General features: G+C 55.1%; 19 protein-coding genes. 8 read left to right on the forward strand and 11 right to left on the reverse strand.

Annotated elements, in window-relative coordinates; translation table 11 throughout:
• Position 1: 1 nt before the first annotated feature.
• Positions 2-1,438, forward strand: coding sequence for a YchO/YchP family invasin (locus PAT9B_RS08215; RefSeq protein ID WP_013508796.1), 1,437 nt, complete (start codon positions 2-4; stop codon positions 1,436-1,438).
• A gap of 84 nt (positions 1,439-1,522) precedes the next feature.
• On the opposite strand, the gene PAT9B_RS08220 is transcribed toward PAT9B_RS08215, so the two are convergent.
• A complete protein-coding gene (locus PAT9B_RS08220; protein WP_013508797.1) occupies positions 1,523-2,602 on the reverse strand; it encodes a porin OmpC in 1,080 nt (359 codons plus the stop codon).
• Positions 2,603-3,488: 886 nt separating this feature from the next.
• On the opposite strand from PAT9B_RS08220, the gene PAT9B_RS08225 reads away from it, so the two are divergent.
• From PAT9B_RS08225 to spy, 6 genes are all read left to right on the forward strand, one after another.
• A complete protein-coding gene (locus PAT9B_RS08225; protein ID WP_013508798.1) occupies positions 3,489-4,709 on the forward strand; it encodes an aspartate aminotransferase family protein in 1,221 nt (406 codons plus the stop codon).
• Positions 4,706-5,737: an arginine N-succinyltransferase gene (gene astA / locus PAT9B_RS08230; protein WP_013508799.1), complete on the forward strand. Its 1,032-nt coding sequence runs from the start codon at positions 4,706-4,708 to the stop codon at positions 5,735-5,737. Before PAT9B_RS08225 ends, astA begins: the two co-directional genes overlap by 4 nt.
• Complete coding sequence (gene astD, locus PAT9B_RS08235; protein WP_013508800.1) at positions 5,734-7,203, forward strand: succinylglutamate-semialdehyde dehydrogenase; 1,470 nt, start codon at positions 5,734-5,736, stop codon at positions 7,201-7,203. The genes astA and astD overlap by 4 nt, the downstream gene beginning before the upstream one ends.
• Positions 7,200-8,528, forward strand: a complete 1,329-nt coding sequence (gene astB, locus PAT9B_RS08240) for an N-succinylarginine dihydrolase (RefSeq protein ID WP_013508801.1) — start codon at positions 7,200-7,202, stop codon at positions 8,526-8,528. Before astD ends, astB begins: the two co-directional genes overlap by 4 nt.
• A gap of 47 nt (positions 8,529-8,575) precedes the next feature.
• A complete protein-coding gene (gene astE / locus PAT9B_RS08245; RefSeq protein ID WP_013508802.1) occupies positions 8,576-9,571 on the forward strand; it encodes a succinylglutamate desuccinylase in 996 nt (331 codons plus the stop codon).
• 318 nt (positions 9,572-9,889) lie between these two features.
• Positions 9,890-10,387 (forward strand): ATP-independent periplasmic protein-refolding chaperone Spy, encoded by a 498-nt coding sequence (gene spy, locus PAT9B_RS08250; protein ID WP_036626977.1) that lies wholly within the window; start codon positions 9,890-9,892, stop codon positions 10,385-10,387.
• A gap of 79 nt (positions 10,388-10,466) precedes the next feature.
• Here spy and cho read toward each other — a convergent pair whose 3' ends face one another.
• The 5 genes from cho to PAT9B_RS08275 all read right to left on the reverse strand — a co-directional run bounded on the left by cho (position 10,467) and on the right by PAT9B_RS08275 (position 15,062).
• Complete coding sequence (cho, locus tag PAT9B_RS08255; protein ID WP_013508804.1) at positions 10,467-11,327, reverse strand: excinuclease Cho; 861 nt, start codon at positions 11,325-11,327, stop codon at positions 10,467-10,469.
• A gap of 62 nt (positions 11,328-11,389) precedes the next feature.
• Positions 11,390-12,280 carry an aromatic amino acid DMT transporter YddG gene (gene yddG, locus PAT9B_RS08260; protein WP_013508805.1) on the reverse strand — a complete coding sequence of 297 codons (891 nt, stop codon included), beginning with the start codon at positions 12,278-12,280 and terminating at the stop codon, positions 11,390-11,392.
• A gap of 65 nt (positions 12,281-12,345) precedes the next feature.
• Positions 12,346-13,173 carry an ammonia-dependent NAD(+) synthetase gene (nadE, locus tag PAT9B_RS08265; RefSeq protein ID WP_013508806.1) on the reverse strand — a complete coding sequence of 276 codons (828 nt, stop codon included), beginning with the start codon at positions 13,171-13,173 and terminating at the stop codon, positions 12,346-12,348.
• A 117-nt stretch (positions 13,174-13,290) separates the two neighbouring features.
• Entirely contained in the window at positions 13,291-14,481 is a 1,191-nt protein-coding gene (locus tag PAT9B_RS08270; protein ID WP_013508807.1) for a multidrug effflux MFS transporter, read from the reverse strand.
• A complete protein-coding gene (locus PAT9B_RS08275) occupies positions 14,478-15,062 on the reverse strand; it encodes a TetR/AcrR family transcriptional regulator (protein ID WP_013508808.1) in 585 nt (194 codons plus the stop codon). The genes PAT9B_RS08270 and PAT9B_RS08275 overlap by 4 nt, the downstream gene beginning before the upstream one ends.
• 193 nt (positions 15,063-15,255) lie before the next feature.
• Here PAT9B_RS08275 and osmE point away from each other — a divergent pair, with 193 nt between their 5' ends.
• The gene (gene osmE / locus PAT9B_RS08280) at positions 15,256-15,591 is read left to right on the forward strand and encodes an osmotically-inducible lipoprotein OsmE (protein ID WP_013508809.1); all 336 of its coding nucleotides are present in this window, start codon (positions 15,256-15,258) and stop codon (positions 15,589-15,591) included.
• Between the two features lie 54 nt (positions 15,592-15,645).
• Here the strand turns inward: osmE and PAT9B_RS08285 are convergent, their stop codons facing one another.
• The 5 genes from PAT9B_RS08285 to kduI form a co-directional block, all read right to left on the reverse strand.
• Positions 15,646-16,017, reverse strand: a complete 372-nt coding sequence (locus PAT9B_RS08285; protein WP_013508810.1) for a DUF6515 family protein — start codon at positions 16,015-16,017, stop codon at positions 15,646-15,648.
• 229 nt (positions 16,018-16,246) lie between these two features.
• Complete coding sequence (locus PAT9B_RS08290) at positions 16,247-17,638, reverse strand: L-cystine transporter (RefSeq protein WP_013508811.1); 1,392 nt, start codon at positions 17,636-17,638, stop codon at positions 16,247-16,249.
• Positions 17,639-17,790: 152 nt separating this feature from the next.
• The gene (locus PAT9B_RS08295; protein ID WP_013508812.1) at positions 17,791-18,381 is read right to left on the reverse strand and encodes a metal-dependent hydrolase; all 591 of its coding nucleotides are present in this window, start codon (positions 18,379-18,381) and stop codon (positions 17,791-17,793) included.
• Positions 18,382-18,513: 132 nt separating this feature from the next.
• Positions 18,514-19,275: a 2-dehydro-3-deoxy-D-gluconate 5-dehydrogenase KduD gene (kduD, locus tag PAT9B_RS08300; RefSeq protein ID WP_013508813.1), complete on the reverse strand. Its 762-nt coding sequence runs from the start codon at positions 19,273-19,275 to the stop codon at positions 18,514-18,516.
• 17 nt (positions 19,276-19,292) lie between these two features.
• Positions 19,293-20,129 carry a 5-dehydro-4-deoxy-D-glucuronate isomerase gene (kduI, locus tag PAT9B_RS08305; RefSeq protein WP_013508814.1) on the reverse strand — a complete coding sequence of 279 codons (837 nt, stop codon included), beginning with the start codon at positions 20,127-20,129 and terminating at the stop codon, positions 19,293-19,295.
• Positions 20,130-20,274: the final 145 nt, after the last annotated feature.

Genomic DNA, 20,274 nt, shown 5'->3' on the forward strand with positions numbered 1-20,274 from the left:
CATGTTACTTGTTGTTTTAACGCCTTCATCCCGACGTATCACCCTCGGTGCGATCGCACTGCTGGTCACTGTGCCTGCTGTTCAGGCGTTTAACCGCGACGCGACGATTTCCGACACACCGTTCAGCGATGCGGCGCGATTTCAGAAAATGGCAGACGCATTGCCCGCACTTGGCTATCAGGACGACAGCAGCAATTTCTCGCAAAAACTGGCGGATATGGCCAAAAGCATTGGTGAAGCCAGCGAAAACAGCAGCGATACCACCTTCGGGCACCAGGCCGGGCTGTGGGCCTTTAATCATTTCCGCGAAGAAGTGGCGCAGCGGGTATCGAGTGAAGGGGAGTCGTTGCTGTCACCTTACGGCAATGCGCAGATCGATTTTGCTGTTGATATGAATGGGAATTTTACTGGCAGTGGGGCTGAATTACTCACTCCGTGGGCCGATCGTAATCGTTATCTTACCTTTAGCCAGGTGGGTTTCCATCAAACAGATGATGGGCTGGTGGGCAATGCCGGGTTAGGGCAACGTTGGGTCGCCGGGAGCTGGCTGCTGGGTTATAACGCCTTTGTCGATCATCTGTTTACCAGCCCGTTGCAACGCGGTTCCCTTGGTACCGAAGCCTGGGCAGACTATCTACGCTTTTCGGCCAATTACTATTATCCGCTATCGGGATGGCATAATGGTGACCCCACGCAACAGCAGCGTATGGCACGCGGTTATGATTTTACCACCCAGGGTTATCTGCCTTTCTATCGTCAACTCGGGATGTCGGTCAGTTGGGAGCAGTATCTGGGACAGGATGTTGACCTGTTCAATTCCGGCACGCGTTACCATAACCCGTCGGCACTCACCTTCGGTCTTTCCTATACGCCGGTGCCGTTAGTCACTGTTTCCGCCAGCCACAAAACCAGTAGTGAAGGGGAGAGTCAGGATCAGTTTGGCTTGCGCCTCAATTATCGCTTTGGTGTGGCGCTAAGCCAGCAACTGAGCGCCGATAATGTGGCGGCAGCCCGCTCATTGCGCGGCAGTCGCTATGACACGGTCACGCGTAATTACACGCCGGTGCTGGAATACCGGCAGCGCCAGACGTTGTCGGTATTTCTCGCCACCCCGCCGTGGCAGCTGAACGCGGGTGAAAGTCTGCCATTAAAACTGCAAATTCGATCTGCCAATGCGATCGCTGGAGTGAGCTGGCAGGGTGATACCCAGGCGCTAAGCCTGACGCCACCGGCGAATAATCAAGACCCGCAGGGCTGGAGCATTATTATGCCCGCATGGGATAGCACGCCAGGAGCCAGTAACCGCTATCGTTTGGCGGTTACGCTGGAGGACAGTAAACAACAGCGTGTCACCTCAAACTGGATTACCTTGCAGGTCGAACAACCGTTTGCAATGGAGTCAGCGGCTGATAATCGATTTGACCTGCTGGAGCCGTGACCAGAAAAAAGAAAGGGCAGCTTTCGCTGCCCTTGGGACATCCGGTTGACACGGGCCGGATGTGACAATGAGGGTAAAACTGACTTAGAACTGGTAAACCAGACCAACAACGGTGATGTCGTCGGTTGCCAGACCCAGCGGGTTGTTGTCCTTCAACAGGTTGATGCGGTATTCCGCATAGGTAGACATGTTTTTGTTGAAGTAGTACGTCGCACCGATAGACACATATTTAAAGATATCCGCATCGCCGATGTCTTCGATGTCTTTACCTTTCGAAGAGACGTAAGCCAGTGACGGACGGAAACCGTTCAGGAACTGATACTGTGCAACTGCTTCGAAGTTGACAGCTTTGTTAGCAAAACCACCAGAGATCGGGGTAGCGTTCTGGGTCTGGCCGTACATGGTTGCCAGGTAGATCTGGTTCGCGTCATATTTGATCGCGGTAGCCCAGTGCTGCGCTTTATCACCGTGACCACGGGTGGCGGCGTTCTGGGTCTCGGTACGATCCAGGCTGGCGTAAGCACCGACCAGGCTCAGGCCGAAATCGAAGTCGTAAGAGGTAGACAGCGCGAAACCGTCGCCGTTAGAACGACGTACCGCGATGTCAGAGTAGCTGGTGCGGTCGTTTTTGCCTTCATACTGCGCAGCAAAGTTCCAACCTTTCACCAGACCGAAGAAATCTTTGTTACGCCAGGTCAGCACACCCGTTGAGCGGCCAGACAGGAAGGCGTCGGTGTAACCAGAGTCACCACCGAAGAACGGCAGCATATCGGTGTAGCCCAGTGCGTCATAAACCAGACCATAGTTACGGCCATAGTCCAGTGAACCCAACTCACCGTATTTCAGACCGGCGTAGCCCAGACGGGTGCGGTTACCGGTTTGTGAATCAGAACCCCCTTCAGAATGGCTCAGGCTGTACTGGTACTGCCAGAAACCATAACCGGTCAGCTGGTCAGTGATTTTGGTTTCGCCTTTGAAGCCCAGACGGGTGTAAGAGGAGGTTTCACCATCGTTGCTGCTGTCATCGGAGAACAGGTGTGAAACGTTAATTTTACCGACCAGGTCGAGTTTGTTGCCATCTTTGTTATAGATTTCGGCGGCCTGAGCCGTAGAAAGTCCCAGCAGTAACGGCATTACTGCTGCCAGTAAAGTGCGCTTCATCATTTAAATTTTACCCTGTGTTATTTTTTAATTGTTGCCCTGCTATGGGGCGAAATGAAAATGACACAAAAGGTTCAAGATCGAAAGTGCAATAAATGTAACTAAATATTTCTTGTTGGCTTTTTGTGCGAATCTTAATCTCCAATTCCATTATATGGGATTGTTTATTGTTTTTACTTATCCTTAAAATCACTGTGCATTAGCTATAATTAATATTTAATATATTGATTAATATGATATTTTTGTGTTTTGATTATTTGTGTCTAATAGATTCTCTTCTGCCCGTAAATAGCACAAGCCTATGTGTTTTTGTTCAATAACAAACTCGCTGCGCCTGATAATAATTAGCCTGATCACTTTTTCTATAAATACACTGTTTCTGGTTATTTCCGAATTTATAATAACCTTAGTCACTAACATTATTTTGCGCAGCAAGTGAATGGAAATGGATAAAAAATGCGCAGGAGTGTTATTTATTTGTTGGCTTCTGTATTAAAAATAACCATCAGGCGCTGTTATTACCCCGCACCAATATCGCACTTTTGTGCACCAAAATGGATCTATATGAACCGTTTTGGTGCTTCGGTTGCGTCATGCTGGCGAAATATTTCCTCGGCGATCACAAAAGCAATATTTCATTTTGTGAATGCATAAATCCGCTTAAGAATTCTCTGACATATAGACGCCATCAGACTGTTATTCACTTTTTATGCAGTTAAAGTGAATATGGCATCTGGTTAAGTTATTGATATTTCGTTATTGAAATCCATTTATGCACTTTTTCCTCTGGCTGGCACGGTTACTGCAATATACAGTTAAGCTGAAAGTCACCGGTTTTTAACAATTTTAAAACAAAGGCTTCACTTCGGGTGGGGCAGGAGAAAGGGCTATGTCACTGCAGGTTTCACGTCACGATTTTGATCAATGGATGATGCCGGTTTATGCACCTGCTGCGTTTGTACCGGTGCGTGCCGAAGGTTCAACGCTATGGGATCAGCAGGGCAAGGATTACATCGATTTTGCCGGGGGCATTGCTGTCAATGCGCTGGGCCATGCCCATCCGGCATTGCAACAGGCGTTGCAGGAACAGGCCAGCAAGCTGTGGCACACCGGCAACGGTTACACCAATGAACCGATTTTGCGCCTGGCGAAGCAATTGATCGACGCGACCTTTGCTGACCGGGTGTTTTTCTGTAACTCCGGTGCCGAAGCGAACGAAGCCGCGTTGAAGCTGGCGCGCAAAGTGGCGCATGACCGCTTTGGCGCAGAGAAAAGTGGCATTGTCGCCTTCAACAACGCGTTCCACGGACGCACGCTGTTTACCGTTACTGCCGGAGGCCAGCCTGCCTATTCACGTGATTTTGCGCCGTTGCCCGCGGATATCCAGCATGCCCCTTTCAATGATTTGGCAGCAGCCGCCGCCTTAATCAATGACCATACCTGCGCGGTGATTGTTGAACCGATTCAGGGTGAAGGCGGTGTGGTACCGGCCGATCCGGCCTTCCTGCGTGGTCTGCGTGCGCTCTGCGATAAGCATCATGCGGTGCTGATCTTTGATGAAGTACAAAGCGGTATGGGGCGCACGGGTTCCCTGTATGCCTATATGCATTACGGCGTGACCCCGGATGTGCTCACCACGGCGAAAGCGCTGGGTGGCGGTTTCCCGATTGGTGCCATGCTGACACGCGAAGATCTGGCGCTGGTGATGGGCGTGGGTACCCATGGCACCACCTACGGCGGTAACCCACTGGCCGGCGCGGTTGGGGGCAAAGTGGTTGAGCTGATTAATCAGCCCGCCTTTATGGCCGGTGTTGCTGAACGCCATCAGTGGTTTGTCTCGGCGCTGGAAGAATTGAATCAACGCCTGCCGTTGTTTAAAGAGATTCGTGGTCTGGGGCTGCTGATTGGTGCCGTGCTGAATGATGATTTTGCCGGTAAAGCCAAACAGTTCAATCTCGCCGCCGCAGAAGAGGGCGTGATGGTGCTAATTGCCGGTGCTAACGTGGTGCGCTTTGCCCCGGCACTGAATATCAGCGAACAAGAAGCCAAAGAAGGGCTGGCGCGTTTCGCTCGTGCCTGCGAACGCGTGCTCAAAGGAGCAGCATCATGATGGTAATCCGCCCCGTCGAACGTGACGACCTTGCGCAGTTGCTGTCGCTGGCGGGCAAAACCGGTGGCGGCCTGACGTCGCTACCGGCGGATAGCACGACCTTACAGGCGCGTATCGAGCGTTCTTTGCAAACCTGGCAGGGTGCGCTACCGCGTGCTGAGCAGGGATATGTATTTGTGCTGGCTGACAGTGCAGACAATCGCGCCGTGGGTATTTGTGCCATTGAAGTGGCGGTGGGTTTGCAGGACCCCTGGTACAACTTCCGCGTTGGCACCCAGGTCCATGCGTCAAAAGAGCTGAATGTTTATGCCAGCTTGCCAACGTTGTCGCTGAGTAACGACCATACCGGCAGCAGTGAGCTATGTACGCTGTTCCTCGATCCGGACTACCGTGATGGCAAAAATGGTTATCTGCTGTCCAAATCGCGCTTTCTGTTTATGGCCAATTTCCGTGACCGCTTTATGAAGCATGTGGTGGCGGAGATGCGTGGCGTCAGCGATGACAACGGTCATTCCCCCTTCTGGGACAGCGTCGGGAGCCGTTTCTTTTCGATGGAGTTCAGCAAAGCGGATTTCCTGAGCGGCACCGGGCAGAAAGCCTTTATCGCCGAACTGATGCCAAAACATCCGTTATACACCCACTACCTGAGTGAAGAGGCACAGAAGGTGATTGGTGTGGTACATCCGAAAACGGCACCTGCCCGCGCGGTGCTGGAAGCCGAAGGGTTCCGCTACCTCAATTACGTCGACATTTTCGACGGCGGCCCGACGCTGGAGTGTGAAATCGACCGTATCCGTGCGATTCGTAAAAGTCAGTTGCTGCCGGCGGTGGCCGGTGAAGCCAGCGAAGAATGGCCGTTGTGCCTGGTCGCTAACCTTGATTATCAACAGTTTCGCGTGGCGCTGCTGCCGGTAGATATTGCGTCTGGCCGCGTGCGCCTCAACGACAGTCAGCGTGATGCGCTGTGCTGTGCTTATGGCGACAACCTGCGTGTGGTCACGCTGGGTCGCGAGGAGAAAAAAGCATGACGCATTTTATTAACGGTCAATGGCTGACCGGTGGCGCTGAAGCGTTCAGTAAACTCAATCCGGTCAGCGGTGACACCCTGTGGCAGGGCAAATCTGCGTCACCGTCTCAGGTCGCTGCGGCCTGTGAGGCGGCACGTGCTGCCTTCCCACATTGGGCACGCAAGCCCTTAGCTGAGCGTCAGGCGCTGGTGGAAGCCTTTGGTCGCCAGCTGGAAGCGCATAAAAATGAACTGGCTGAGACCATCGCCCGTGAAACCGGCAAACCGCGCTGGGAAACGCTGACTGAAGTACAGGCGATGATCAACAAAATCGCCATCTCAATCAAAGCCTACCACACCCGTACCGGCACCACAGCGGAGGGGGAAAGCTCGCTGCGGCATCGGCCACACGGCGTACTGGCGGTGTTTGGTCCTTATAACTTCCCGGGACATCTGCCAAACGGCCATATCGTGCCTGCCCTGCTGGCGGGCAACTGCGTGGTGTTCAAACCGAGCGAACTGACACCGATGACGGCGGAAAAAACCGTGCAGTTGTGGCAAAAAGCCGGCATTCCTGCCGGGGTGTTGGGTCTGGTGCAGGGCGGGCGTGATACCGGTCAGGCACTGGCGGCGGAGAGTCAAATTGATGGCCTGCTGTTTACCGGCAGCGCGGCAACCGGTTATCACCTGCATCGACAGTTTGCCGGGCAGCCGGAAAAAATGCTGGCGCTGGAGATGGGCGGCAATAACGCCTTAATCGTTGAAAACCCGGCGGACATTGATGGTGCCGTGCATATTGCGATTCAGTCGGCGTTTATCACCGCCGGGCAACGCTGCACCTGCGCCCGCCGTCTTCTGGTGAAACGCGGTGCGGCGGGCGATGCTTTCCTGCAACGTCTGGTTGAGGTCAGCGCCCGCTTGCAGCCTGCGGCCTGGAATGCGGAGCCACAACCCTTTATGGGCAGTGTGATTTCCCCGGCTGCCGCTGGACAAATTTTTGCCGCCTGGCAAAAACGCGTGGATCTCGGTGGCAAGGTGTTGCTGGGCATGCACTGGCCGGATCGTGACAGCGCCATCATCACCCCAGGTATCATCGATATGACCGACGTGCGCACCTTGCCCGATGAAGAGGTGTTCGGCCCGTTGTTGCAGGTGGTGCGCTATGACCACTTCGAACAGGCGATCCGTCTGGCAAATCAGACGCGCTACGGCCTCTCCTGTGGCTTGATTTCACCCGATCGTGAGCAGTTTGATCAGCTGTTGCTGGAAGCCCGTGCCGGTATTGTTAACTGGAACAAACCGCTGACCGGCGCGGCCAGCTCGGCACCGTTCGGCGGTATTGGTGCCTCCGGCAACCACCGCGCCAGCGCCTGGTATGCGGCGGATTACTGTGCGTGGCCGATGGCCTCGCTGGAAAGCCCCAACCTTGATCTGCCGGGCACGCTGTCACCGGGTCTCGATTTTTCTGCGGCGGGGACAGCGGAATGAAAACCTTTGAAGCCAACTTTGACGGCCTGGTGGGGCTGACGCACCATTACGCCGGATTATCCTTTGGTAATGAAGCCTCGACACGTAACCAGCTACAGCCCTCAAATCCACGCCTCGCGGCGAAGCAAGGGCTGCTGAAAATGAAAGCGTTGGCGGATATGGGGTATGTGCAGGGGGTGATTCCACCGCATGAACGTCCCAATCTGCCGTTGCTGCGTCAGTTGGGGTTCAACGGTAGCGATGAACAGGTGTTGGCGCAGGCGGCGAAACAGGCGCCACAACTGTTGTCAGCCGCCAGTTCGGCCTCGGCGATGTGGGTAGCGAACGCCGCTACCGTCTCGCCATCTGCCGACAGTGCCGACGGTCGCGTGCATTTCACCGTGGCTAACCTCAACAACAAATTCCATCGCGCGATTGAAGCACCGGAAACCGCTGACTTGCTGCGTGCCATTTTCCGCGATCCGCATCACTTCAGCATTCATGACGCGTTGCCGCAGGTTGCGTTATTTGGTGATGAAGGGGCGGCCAACCATAACCGTTTCGGTGCCGATTATGGTGATGCCGGAGTGCAGTTGTTTGTGTATGGTCGCGACGGTCAGTCACAAGGTTCAGAACCGGTGCGCTATCCGGCACGCCAGACGCGGGAAGCCAGTGAGGCCGTGGCCCGACTGCATCAGTTGCATCATGAGCGGACGATATATGCTCAGCAAAATCCGGCGGTGATCGACCAGGGGGTGTTCCATAACGATGTTATCGCCGTGAGCAACCAGCAGGTGTTTTTCTGTCATGAGGATGCCTTTGTCAATCAGCCACAATTGCTGGCTGATTTACAGTCGCGGATCCCCGGTTTTTGCGCGATTGAAGTGCCGCGCAATCAAGTGTCTGTGGCGGATGCGGTCAATACTTATCTGTTTAATAGCCAGCTGTTGCAACGTGCGGAGGGTGGCATGTTGCTGGTACTGCCGGAAGAGTCACGTCAGCATAGCGGCGTATGGCGTTATCTGACCGAGCTGGTAGCAAGCGGCGGGCCGATTCGCGAACTCAAGGTGTTCGACCTGCGCGAAAGTATGTACAACGGCGGTGGCCCGGCCTGTTTACGTTTACGTGTGGTGTTGACGGAAGCGGAGCGCCAGGCACTGAATCCGGCGGTATTGATGAATGATCGCCTGTTTGGTGTCCTGAATGAGTGGGTCGATCGTCATTACCGCGATCGCTTAACCCAGGCCGACCTGGCTGACCCGCAATTGCTGCGTGAAGGGCGTACCGCGTTAGATGAGCTGACACAGCTGCTAGACTTAGGTTCTGTCTACGCATTTCAGCGCTAACGCTTGGGGGCGCATGAGTCGCCCCTTGTTTTACGTAAGGAGAAAGAATGCAGGATTTTTTACAGCAAACATTGTCTGGCCGGGTGCCGCTGGAGCGTCACGGGCAAAACGCCCACCTCAGCTGGCAGTGGCTTGATGAGGGCATTCTGTCCCTGACCCCGCATACCCCGACCTCGCAGGCGTTAGTGCTTTCTGCGGGCATCCATGGCAATGAAACCGCGCCGGTAGAGATCCTGAACCTGCTATTGACGCCCCTGCTGCGCGGTGAAAAACCGTTAGCGGTACGTCTGTTGGTGTTGCTGGGGAATCCGCAGGCATTGCGCAGCGGGAAACGTTATCAGCAGTACGATATCAATCGTCTGTTTGGTGGCCGCTGGCAGCAGGTCGCTGATGTGCCGGAGGCGCGGCGTGCCTTACGGCTGGAGCAGGCGCTGGAAACCTTCTGGCACACCTGCCTGACAACCGAAACCCGCTGGCACCTCGACTTGCATACCGCGATTCGCGGTTCTTACCATACGCGTTTTGGTGTGATGCCTTTGAATCAACGTCCGTGGCCGCAGGATTTTATGCACTGGCTGGCGGCGGCGGGGCTGGAAGCGCTGGTGTTTCATCGTTCTCCGGGAGGCACCTTTACCCATTTCAGTTGTGAGCATTATGCTGCTGCCAGCTGTACGCTGGAGTTGGGCAAGGCGCTGCCATTTGGCGAGAATGATCTTACCCAGTTCAGCGCAGCCCAGCAGGCACTGGCGGCGCTGTTGTATGGTGAGACCTTACCGCAGGTGCAGGTCGCCCCCCGTCATTACCGGGTGGCACAACAAATCACCCGCCATGGCGAGTCCTTTGTGCTGCATATGGGATCGGATACCCTCAACTTTACTGCCTTTCCGCACGGGACGTTGCTGGCGGAGGAGGGCGATACCCGTTACTACGTGCAGCAGGCTCGCGAGTTTGTCTTGTTCCCCAACCCGAATGTGGCACCGGGATTACGTGCCGGATTGATGCTGGTGGAAGAGAACGAACAAACGCAGGCATTGACGTTGTAGCAAGGTGATTTATCGCGCGTTGATCAGCGTGCGATAAATCGTGCCATTAGCGGCGGATGAGTGCGCAATTGTCCTTTCGTTACGCCGACAATACCGTTACACTCCTCCTTAATTCCTGCGTTTTTTGCCTTATTCGTCATACTCTTTTGCAATTCCTCACGCATTTCTTCTCATTCTCTCCATGATCGCCTGATATCTGTCTTTTATGCTTTCAGGGCTTTACTCAGCCTCTGAGTAGTTGACGTTCAGCGTCGTATGCTTGTTTCCGAAGACGCGACACAGGCTGTCGTCATGAAACTGAAAAGTAAGGACAATATTATGCGTAAACTGACTTCCCTCTTCCTGGCTACCGCGATGGCTCTCGGTGCTGCCAATATCGTCCATGCTGCGGCAGACAACCTGACGCCTCCGCCGGCCGGCAGCGAGAAACCAATGCATAAGCCGCCGATGCGTCATGGTGGTATGGACATGATGTTCAAAGGTCTTAACCTGACCGACGCCCAGAAAAAACAAATGCATGACATCATGCGTGAAAGCCACAAAGACTTTAAACGTCCGTCACTGGAAGAACGCCGTGCTAACCACGCGCTGATTGCTTCTGACACCTTCGACCGTGCGAAAGCGGAAGCACAGGCAGAAAAAATGACTGCCAATGCCAAAGAGCGTGCCGTGGCGATGATGGAAACGCAGAACAAACTCTATAACGTGTTGACGCCGGAGCAGAAAAAGCAATTCAACGCGAACTTTGAGAAACGTCTGACAGAGAAACGCCCGCACGATGGTAAGATGCCACCACCACCGGCTGAGGGCGAATAATTCGCATAGCCTGACGGTTTGAGACCGCCGACGTTGTCCATCGCATCTGATGCTTTGGGCAGCGTCGGCGGTTTTGCTTTTACAGTGCGATCAACGGGAACTCGCCAGACAGCAGGGGACGGCAAAGAATTTTATAACCGTCATGATCGAAGCCGTGCGGGTTGCGCCGCAGCTGGCGCGCTTCGGCTTCACTACTCACCGAACCCAGCCAGAACCAGTGATCAATCACGTGGATCTGCGTCATCGTCGCGCCACGCTCCACCATGCCTACTGCACCTGACCACGGCCAGCACACCACCCGTAATGCGTCCAGCGCCTGTTGTAAACGCTGTTGATGCGCCTCAGGCGGCTCGTTACCGCAGCAGGCACCGGCACAGCGTTTGAGTGCGGCGCGAAAACACCCGCGACCGCTGCGCAGGTTCTCCAGCCCGAGCAAACCGTGGCACAGGCGCTGTTCATCGGCGATGCTTTTCAGCTTCTCCAGCGCGGCGTGACGGCTGCGAAACAGGCCGTACAGATTGGCCGTGCGGGAAAAATCGAGATCGCGGGCGTAGACCACCTGCGGCACGGTGTCGTTAAGTTGGAGTGAGCAGAGCTGGCGGTTTTTGCGCAGGCGTTTATTGAACAACGGCTGCTGCGTTTTGATCATCTGCGCTTCCAGTAACTGCGCGCCGAGGTCGCCCGCCGTGGGTATCCAACTGATGCGCCTCGCCTGACGCAGCATGCTGGCTTCATCCGGGGTGCGGAAATGGGACATCACACGGCTGCGCAGGTTAACGCTTTTGCCGATATACAGCGGCAGGTTATCGCTCTCACCATGGAAGACATAGACACCGGGCTGATTCGGTAAACCTTCCAGCCACTGGCGCAGATGTTCGGGATACTGGTAAATGGCTGCCGCATCAAATTCAAGGCGGTAACCTGTGACGCGTTTGACCAAGGAGGACTCCGGTTACTGGTTGTCCATCCAGTATATCAGCATGGCGTTTTTTTCGCCACCCACTACAGGCGGCGGGTAGCCAGCCAGCAGATCAACGAGCCGAGGGTAATCATCAACACCCCTTGCCAGAAGGTCAGGGACGGTGTCAGTCCGAGCCAAAGCGAAGCCAACAGCGCCGATAACACTGGCGTAAAGTAGGATGCCGTTGCCAGTAACGTCAGGTTGCCGCGCTGAATGCCGTGATTCCACGCGGAATAGGCCACGGCGGTGGAGACGCCCATAAATAACACCTCCAGCGCCGGGATCAGGCTGAAATGCAGCGAGCTAAGCTGTTCGGTGAGCGCGAATTTGATCCACAGCGCCAGCGCGGTGACCACAAAGAACAGATTGACGCCACTTTTGCCGTTGGCATAACGGCGCGTCACGTTGTTGTACAGCCCCCAGGCGAAGGCGGCGATAAAGGCCAGCCCATACGCCAGCGGGTTACTGAGCAGATTATGCCCGAGCTGCGACCATGAGCTGCCCCCCCGGCTTTGCAGGACCCAGACAATGCCCGCCAGTGACAACAACAATCCGGGCCACAGCCAGACGCGGAAACGCTGCTGATTAAGCGGAATGGCAAAGACGATGGTCAGGCAGGGCCACAGGTAATTGATCATCCCCAGTTCCAGCGACTGAGCGCGATCCTGCGCCAGACCAATCGCCAGCGCGAGACAGATTTCATAGCCAACAAACAGCACACCGCCGCCCCACAGATAGCGTGTCGGCATCTGGCGCAAATCCGGCAGTCCGCGTGTCAGGCACAGCAACAGCGCGGTGGTGGTGTAGATCAAGGCCGCACCACCGGTAGCGCCAAAGGCTTCGCTCACGCTGCGCAACAGGCCAACGGTGGTACTCCAGAGTAAAATCGCGCTCAGGCCAATCAGGGTTGCGCGCGGTAAATGTGCAGGCATAAAAAATATTCAGACCAGGCAAAGAGAGGCGTCTTCCGTCCCGAAATGGAAAACGCCGGAGGGGGTTATTTTTTCCAGAAATCGTCGAACACGGTAATCGGCGGACGACGTTTGTGTTCGGTTTTCAGATACCAGCCTTCAATGATTTTGGCGGCCGCCGCATCAATGGTTTTGCCTTCCAGATAGGCATCAATCAGCTGATAGGTAACACCAAGGGCCACTTCATCCTGCAATCCCGGGCGATCATCTTCGAGGTCAGCCGTCGGGTGCTTCAGATAGAGATGTTCCGGGCAACCCAGCAGTTTCAGCAGTTGTTTACCCTGACCTTTATTGAGGCGGAAGATCGGGTTGATATCACTGCCGCCATCGCCATATTTGGTGAAGAACCCGGTGACCGCTTCGGCTGCATGGTCAGTCCCCACCACCACCCCTTTGGTCATCCCGGCGATGCTGTACTGGGCTTTCATACGCTCGCGCGCTTTCTCGTTGCCGCGAATATAGTCGGACAGGGTGATCCCGGCATCCTGCAGCGCGCGTTCACTCGCCAGCACCGCTTCTTTGATGTTGACCACCAGCGATCGATCCGGCTGGATAAAGGCCAGCGCATCCTGACAATCCTGCTCATCGGCCTGCACGCCATAAGGCAGACGCACAGCAATAAAGGTGTAGTCGTTATCACCGGTCTCTTCGCGCAATTCACGGATGGCGGTTTGCGACAAAATGCCCGTCAGCGTGGAATCCTGGCCGCCGCTGATCCCCAGCACCAGGGTCTTGATCCCGGGATTGGTTTTCAGGTACGACTTCAAAAAATCAACGCTGACGCGAACTTCTTGCTGGGGATCGATGACGGGTTTAACACCAAGGGCTTCAATGATTTCCTGCTGCAGTGACATGAACCTCTCCTCAAGTCAGTTGCCGGACGGCACAATGCGAATCATTTGCTAAAGCTAACGCGGCTGGCCCAAAACAACAAGCCGTATGGCTTGTTGTTCGGGTTATTTGCTGGCAAATCAGGCGCTTTTCGGCTTCTTAGTCAGTAGGAGAAACATCACAATCGCCAACATAAAACAGCCAAAAATGGTGCCGGTCATGCTCAGCACCGAGGTGCCGCCTATGCCGGTTAGCGGCACGCTGATGGCTCCGAGGGTGAACATGGTCACGCCAATGACTGCCGAGGCGCTGCCTGCGCGGTGGCCCTGGCTCTGCATCGCCAACGAAGAAGCGGTAGTGGCGATAACGCCATTGCTGGCGATGGTGAAGAACAGTGCCAGCAGAATCACCGGCAGCGATGCACCGACCGTACCCGCTATCAGCAGACAGGCGGAGGCGACAAAGGCCAGCAACAGGCCGCCTTGCAATACCCGATACTCACCCCAACGTCGGCACAGACGGGCGCTGGTCTGTGAAGCAATAATCAGACCGAAACCGTTAGCGGCAAAGCAGAAGCTGAAGACCTGTGGCGACAGACCGTAGATCTGTTGCAGGACAAACGGTGATGCGCCGATGTAAGCCAGCATCCCCGCCATCATAAAGCCCTGCGTTAAACAGAATCCCATAAAGGCACGATGGGTAAAGACCTCGCCCAGCGCGGCCCAGGCGGAGAATATGGAGCCACGATTGCGTTTTGCTTCGGGCAGCGTTTCATGGAGTTTCCAGCGCGTGAGCAGGATCAGCAAAATGGCTACCGCCCCCAACACCATAAAAATGCCACGCCAGTTCAGCACGGTGAGCATAAAGCCACCCAGTACAGGAGCCGCGATGGGTGCCAGGCCGTTGACCAGCATCAGCAAGGCAAAAAAGCGCGTCAGTTCATAACCGCTGTACATATCACGCGCCACCGCACGTGAGAGCACTGCGCCACCGCCGCCAGCCAGACCTTCAAACAGACGCGCCACCAGCAGTTGATTGATGTCTTGTGCCCAGGCACAACCGATTGAGGCGACAAACAGCAACAGCAGCGAAACCCGTAAAGGACGCAGGCGGCCAAATTTGTCGCTCAGCGGGCCAAACAGCAACTGACCCGCACCGAGACCGATCAGCGTTGCCGTGAGGCTTAACTGTGCAGTGGCGGTTTCGGTGTGCAGATCCTGCGCCAGTTCTGGCAGGGCGGGCAGGTAGAGATCGATACAAAGCGGCCCAAGTGCAGCGAGCAGGCCAAGCGTGATGGCATAAACCAGGCGGTTAGAAGGTGCAGGTGTCATTTATCCTCTGTCTTTATTAGGTGTGAAATCAGGTTCTGATAAAGGTGTTGCAGGGTAGCCGCTGACGCTTTCTGTGGCGTCAGGCGGCGCAGGGCGGTGCCATCAAATAACACCGCCAGGACTTCGACGCAGGCGTTCACCTGTTCGTCGCTCAGCTCGGGATGGCTGGCCCGGACTTTCTGGCGGGCATGGCTAAACATACGTGCATCTGCCGCTTCCAGCATCGCCGCAACGCGTGGGTTACGGCCCGCTTCGGCGGCGACATCCAACATCAATAATTCATCTTCCATGTTCAGGCTTTCGCGCCAGGCGAGGGTGGTGGCGATCTGATCGCTATCGACCCGATCGCGCATTGCGGCGACACGGGCATCGACAATCCGTTTCACCATCTCTTCAATGATGGCGTCCTTGCTGGGGAAATAACGGTAGATTTGCCCCACGCTGAGACTGGCGGCGCAAGCCAGTCGTGCCATGCTGGCGGCATGAAAGCCCTCCCGACGAAAGCAGTCACGTGCCGCGCGGATGATTTCATCCTGGCGCTGACGGTGGCGCTCATCTTTGTTCTCGCGTTGTCTGCTCATAACCGCCCTGAAAATAGTTTTGAGAGTGCTTATTCTCATTAGGCGATTATACGGAGCCAGACGCGGGAACACAGGCACTTTTACGCAATCCTGACGCTTCAGAACAAACCGAATATGCAGCCATAAAATTGATTAATCTGGATTTATGTTCCAGGCTTAGCGTTACATGGACACAGTAATGAGGAACAACAAGATGAATAAAGTGCTGGGATGTATCGCTGCGGCTTTAACGCTGGCAGCGCTCTCTGGTTGTACGGCTTATGATCGTGCCGAGAGCTTCGTAACCAAACCTGTGGTGAAGGATGTGAAAAAAGGGATGACCCGTGATCAGGTGCGTCAGATTGCCGGAGCACCTTCTACTGAGATCACCATGGTACATGCGCGCGGCACCTGCCAGACTTATGTGCTGGGCGAGCGTGATGGCAAGCTTCAGACTTACTTTGTCAGCTACAACGATACCGGTCACGTGATGAACTACGGCTTCCAGAGCTGTAAAGAGTACGATACTGACCCGCAGGCGACACAGTAAGCGGCAGCAGAATAGCAAACGGCCCGTCAGTGACGGGCCGTTTTTATTGGTGGCTTATAAACCGTAGGGGCGTGGTACTTCGTTATAACTGCCGTTGATATCGCGCTGATAGTAATGACCATCCTGCACGTAATAACGTTTGCCGTTAAAGTCGAGCACACGCATGCCTTCGACCGGTACGGATTGCGGCGGTTGCACCACCACGTAGGTATCACCCTGACGCTGGTAGTAGCTGCCGTTCAGCAGGTAATAGGTCAGGCCGCCAATCAACACCGCAGTTGCGGCATCGGGTAAGAAACGTAATGGACCGGGTCCACCCCAATGTGGTCCCGGACCAGGACCGGGTCCCCACGGGCCTGGGTGGGCAAGGGCGATGGCTGGTGTTAATAAGGTTAACGCCAGCACGGAGGCGATAACTTTTTTCATCGGTAGTTCTCCTGCTATGACTGGTAGCAGGATTGGCTTTTCAACGACAAAACACAAGCGGAAAGTGGCTGATTTTTCCTCTATTTACCATGCTTAACACTTTCCTGACGGTAGCGCCATGATTGTCAGAGATTGAGGAGGGAGGAGATGTAGCGGCGCGATTTATCGCGCAGTTTTCCGTTACCAGAATCCCGCACGATAAATCGTGCCGCTACGGGAGGGGCATGTGTTAACGATGCGCCAGTTCGGCGTGGTCGTCGCTTTCCAACACTTTCTTGTCGGTCAGACCGAGCCAGCGGCTGGTCAGAGAACCTGCGGTCATCGCGCCATTGACGTTGAGTGCGGTGCGGCCCATGTCGATCAGCGGTTCGATGGAGATCAGCAGCGCCACCAGCGTCACCGGCAGGCCCATGGCGGGCAGCACGATCAAGGCGGCAAAGGTGGCACCGCCGCCAACACCGGCCACACCGGCGGAGCTGAGCGTTACAATCCCTACCAACGTCGCAATCCACAGTGGATCAAACGGGTTGATGCCGACCGTCGGGGCAACCATTACCGCCAGCATGGTCGGATACAGGCCGGCACAGCCATTCTGACCAATGGTGGCACCAAATGAAGCGGAGAAGCTGGCGATCGATTCCGGTACACCGAGGCGACGCGTCTGGGTTTCCACGTTCAACGGGATACTGGCGGCGCTGGAACGGCTGGTAAAGGCAAAGGTAATCACCGGCCACACTTTGCGGAAGAAACGCATTGGGTTGATACCGTTGAACGAGAGCAGCAGGGCGTGCACCCCAAACATGATTGCCAGGCCGAGATAGGAGGCCACGACAAAACCACCCAGCTTGATAATGTCCTGAAGGTTTGATCCCGCCACCACTTTGGTCATCAATGCCAACACACCGTAAGGGGTCAGCTTCATGATCAAACGCACCAGTTTCATGACCCAGGATTGCAGGGTGTCAATCGCCACCAGCACGCGTTCGCCTTTTGCTTTGTCATCTTTCAGCAACTGCAACGCGGCCACGCCGAGAAACGCGGCAAAGATCACCACGCTAATGATCGACGTCGGGTTAGCCCCGGTCAGATCGGCAAACGGGTTTTTAGGGATAAAGGAAAGCAACAGCTGTGGCACTGTCAAATCAGCCACTTTGCCAATGTAGTTGCTCTGAATAGCGTTGAGACGTGCGGTTTCTTGCGCACCTTGCACCAGGCCATCGGCGGTTAACCCAAACAGGCCGGTCACCATCACACCCACCAGTGCTGATATCGCCGTGGTAAACAGCAATACGCCAATGGTCAAAACGCTAATTTTACCCAGCGAAGACGCATTGTGCAGACGGGCTACGGCGCTGAGGATGGAGGCGAAAACCAGCGGCATCACGATCATCTGCAACAGTTGCACATAACCGTTGCCGACAATGTTAAACCAGCCAATTGAGGCTTTCACCACCGGGCTGTTCTCACCGTAAATGGTTTGCAGCGCCAGACCAAACAACACGCCGATCACCAGGCCCGTCAAGACGCGTTTCGACAGACTCCAGCGCTCGTTGCCGATGCGTGCCAGCAACACCAGCAGCGCGGCGAACACCACGAGATTAATAATCAGGGGAAAATCCATGCTCTACTCCAGAGATTTGCCGCGCCTCTGCATGTTCAGGCGCGGAATACAGTGTGATTCCTGAGAGGAATCCGGGCATGTTAACAGTTCATAAATGGGCAGGCTTATATCCAAATGGAATTGATTATAACTTTATACTGAAAGTTGTCTGATTATCGCTCGCTTTGGCTGTTTAATACTCTACCTACGCCATTTTGTAGCGTGTTGAACAGTTGCTCGGGCCAGCCGTTTGCACCAAAAGACGGCAGCCCGGGTGGAAACCACAACGCGTAACCCACCAGTGCCAGGCAAAGCGCGCGTTCGAGTTGGTTGCCTTTCTGGCTATTGAGCAACGGCAAACGAAAGCGCCAGCGGCAGGGCCACAGCAGCGGCACACCCGCCGGTGTCAGCATGTCGGCGACAATATGGCTGAGATAACCCAGGGTCATGCCCTGCAACACATCGGCGGGGATCGGCCAACTGGCGGGAACATTAATCTGAAACAGCCATAGGCTCACCGCGACCGCCAGCAGGCTGTGGGTAAACCCCCGATGGCCAAAGGCTCGGGCGATGGGCTGGGAAAGCCACTTTAAGCGTTGTCCCAACACTGATTTGGGATGATCAATATCCGGCAGCAGGCAGGTCAGCAGCGCAGCGGGCACCAGATGCCACCAGTCGGCACTGGCCATTACCGGCGTTAGCTCCGCGCGCTTGGCAAAAATAGCACTGGCAATGGCGAAAATGATGTGGCCTTCGGCCGTCATGATAGAACCTGGCTGCAAACTGTCGATGCATCCAGTATAGGGATTTATCCAGTAAATGAGAATATGTGACGCTGTAACCAGGCGTGAATTTAAGACGATGCCCGCGCCAGAATGACGCGGGAAAAGAGGAGCTTAGCGCGCCAGCCAACCGCCATCGACTGCCAGCGTGTAGCCGTGGACGTAATCCGACGCACCAGAGGCGAGGAACACCACGGGTCCCATCATATCGTTCGGATCGCCCCAGCGTCCGGCTGGAATCCGGCCAAGGATCTCTTCACTGCGTGATTCATCATCGCGGATTTGTTGCGTGTTATTCGTCGCCATGTAACCGGGGGCAATGGCATTAACATTGATACCGTGCTTCGCCCATTCATTAGCCATCAATCGCGTCAGCCCCATGACCGCGCTTTTCGAGGCGGTATACGAGGGCACACGGATCCCCCCCTGGAAAGAAAGCATGGATGCGATGTTAATGATCTTGCCACCATTCCCCTGGGCGATAAATTGCCGCGCCACCTGTTGCGAAAGGAAAAACAGACTCTTGCTATTGATATTCATGACATCGTCCCAGTCTTTTTCGCTAAAGTTCAGCGCATCTTCGCGGCGAATAATGCCTGCGTTATTGACCAGAATGTCGATACGTCCTGCCAGTGCCACCGCCTGTTCCACCACCTGTGGCACGATGGATGGATGCGCGAGATCGGCCTGAATCGGCCAGAAACGGCGCCCCAGCGCGGCAACTTTTGCGGCGGTATCATCCGGACCCGCGCGATTGACGCCAATAATATCGCAACCAGCCTGCGCCAGCCCGAGCGCCATCCCTTGACCCAGCCCGGTATTGCAACCGGTGACCAGGGCGATTTTTCCTTCCAGATTAAAAGCATTCAGAATCATTATCTTCCCCTTGTGCACTAGCGCAGTGCGCTGACGCTGACGTGGTCCATGTCATCAAACACCTGATTTTCCCCCACCATGCCCCAGATAAAGGTATAGCGTTGGGTACCGACACCGGCATGGATCGACCAACTGGGTGAAATCACCGCCTGTTCGTTATGCACCAACAGATGTCGGGTCTCCTGCGGCTGGCCCATCATATGAAACACCGCACTGTCCTCGGCCATATCAAAATAAAAATAGACTTCCATACGGCGTTCATGGGTATGACAGGGCATGGTGTTCCACAAGTTGCCATCGTCAAGGCGCGTCAGGCCCATGGTCAGCTGGCAGGTCGGCAACACATCCGGCACGATAAATTTGTTGATGGTGCGGCGGTTAGAGGTGGCGGCATCACCCAGTGTGGCTTTGACTGCATCCTCAAGGGTGATTTTCTTGTCCGGGTAGTGGGTATGCGCCGGGGCGCTGTTGTAATAAAACTTCGCCGGATGGCTGGCGTCGCTGCTGCGAAAAATCACCTGTTGCGCCCCCTGGCCGACATACAAGGCTTCCTGATGACCAATTTCCCAGGTCTTGCCATCCACCTCAATCAGCCCCGGACCGCCGATGTTAATCACCCCCAACTCACGGCGTTCGAGAAAATAGCTCACCCCCAGTTGCTTACCCACTTCGCTGCCGATGGTCACGGGCTGTGCCACCGGCATCACGCCGCCAATAATAATGCGGTCGATATGGCTGTAGGTCAGGGTGTAATCATCCGGGGTAAATATGTTCTCAATCAAAAATTCGCGCCGCAGGGCGGCGGTGTCGAGGGTTTTGGCGTGCTCGCTGTGAATACTTTGACGTAAGTCCATCTCAGGCCTCTGGATATCAGAAGGAATAGGTCCCGATGCGGGTCTGTTGGCATCTTAGGCAGGATGGGATATGAATTCAATAAAAATGAAACGTTGTTTTATTTATTTGTGTCGGCGATCAAGGGTTCACGATAATGCCGGGCAA

It is taken from the genome of Pantoea sp. At-9b (assembly GCF_000175935.2).
GTDB lineage: Bacteria > Pseudomonadota > Gammaproteobacteria > Enterobacterales > Enterobacteriaceae > Pantoea.

Coding starts and splice junctions, on each gene's coding strand:
- PAT9B_RS08215 (WP_013508796.1), top strand. CDS start 2: ATGTTACTTGTTGTTTTAACGCCTTCATCCCGACGTATCACCCTCGGT.
- PAT9B_RS08220 (WP_013508797.1), bottom strand. CDS start 2,602: ATGATGAAGCGCACTTTACTGGCAGCAGTAATGCCGTTACTGCTGGGA.
- PAT9B_RS08225 (WP_013508798.1), top strand. CDS start 3,489: ATGTCACTGCAGGTTTCACGTCACGATTTTGATCAATGGATGATGCCG.
- astA (WP_013508799.1), top strand. CDS start 4,706: ATGATGGTAATCCGCCCCGTCGAACGTGACGACCTTGCGCAGTTGCTG.
- astD (WP_013508800.1), top strand. CDS start 5,734: ATGACGCATTTTATTAACGGTCAATGGCTGACCGGTGGCGCTGAAGCG.
- astB (WP_013508801.1), top strand. CDS start 7,200: ATGAAAACCTTTGAAGCCAACTTTGACGGCCTGGTGGGGCTGACGCAC.
- astE (WP_013508802.1), top strand. CDS start 8,576: ATGCAGGATTTTTTACAGCAAACATTGTCTGGCCGGGTGCCGCTGGAG.
- spy (WP_036626977.1), top strand. CDS start 9,890: ATGCGTAAACTGACTTCCCTCTTCCTGGCTACCGCGATGGCTCTCGGT.
- yddG (WP_013508805.1), bottom strand. CDS start 12,280: ATGCCTGCACATTTACCGCGCGCAACCCTGATTGGCCTGAGCGCGATT.
- nadE (WP_013508806.1), bottom strand. CDS start 13,173: ATGTCACTGCAGCAGGAAATCATTGAAGCCCTTGGTGTTAAACCCGTC.
- PAT9B_RS08270 (WP_013508807.1), bottom strand. CDS start 14,481: ATGACACCTGCACCTTCTAACCGCCTGGTTTATGCCATCACGCTTGGC.
- PAT9B_RS08275 (WP_013508808.1), bottom strand. CDS start 15,062: ATGAGCAGACAACGCGAGAACAAAGATGAGCGCCACCGTCAGCGCCAG.
- osmE (WP_013508809.1), top strand. CDS start 15,256: ATGAATAAAGTGCTGGGATGTATCGCTGCGGCTTTAACGCTGGCAGCG.
- PAT9B_RS08285 (WP_013508810.1), bottom strand. CDS start 16,017: ATGAAAAAAGTTATCGCCTCCGTGCTGGCGTTAACCTTATTAACACCA.
- PAT9B_RS08290 (WP_013508811.1), bottom strand. CDS start 17,638: ATGGATTTTCCCCTGATTATTAATCTCGTGGTGTTCGCCGCGCTGCTG.
- PAT9B_RS08295 (WP_013508812.1), bottom strand. CDS start 18,381: ATGACGGCCGAAGGCCACATCATTTTCGCCATTGCCAGTGCTATTTTT.
- kduD (WP_013508813.1), bottom strand. CDS start 19,275: ATGATTCTGAATGCTTTTAATCTGGAAGGAAAAATCGCCCTGGTCACC.
- kduI (WP_013508814.1), bottom strand. CDS start 20,129: ATGGACTTACGTCAAAGTATTCACAGCGAGCACGCCAAAACCCTCGAC.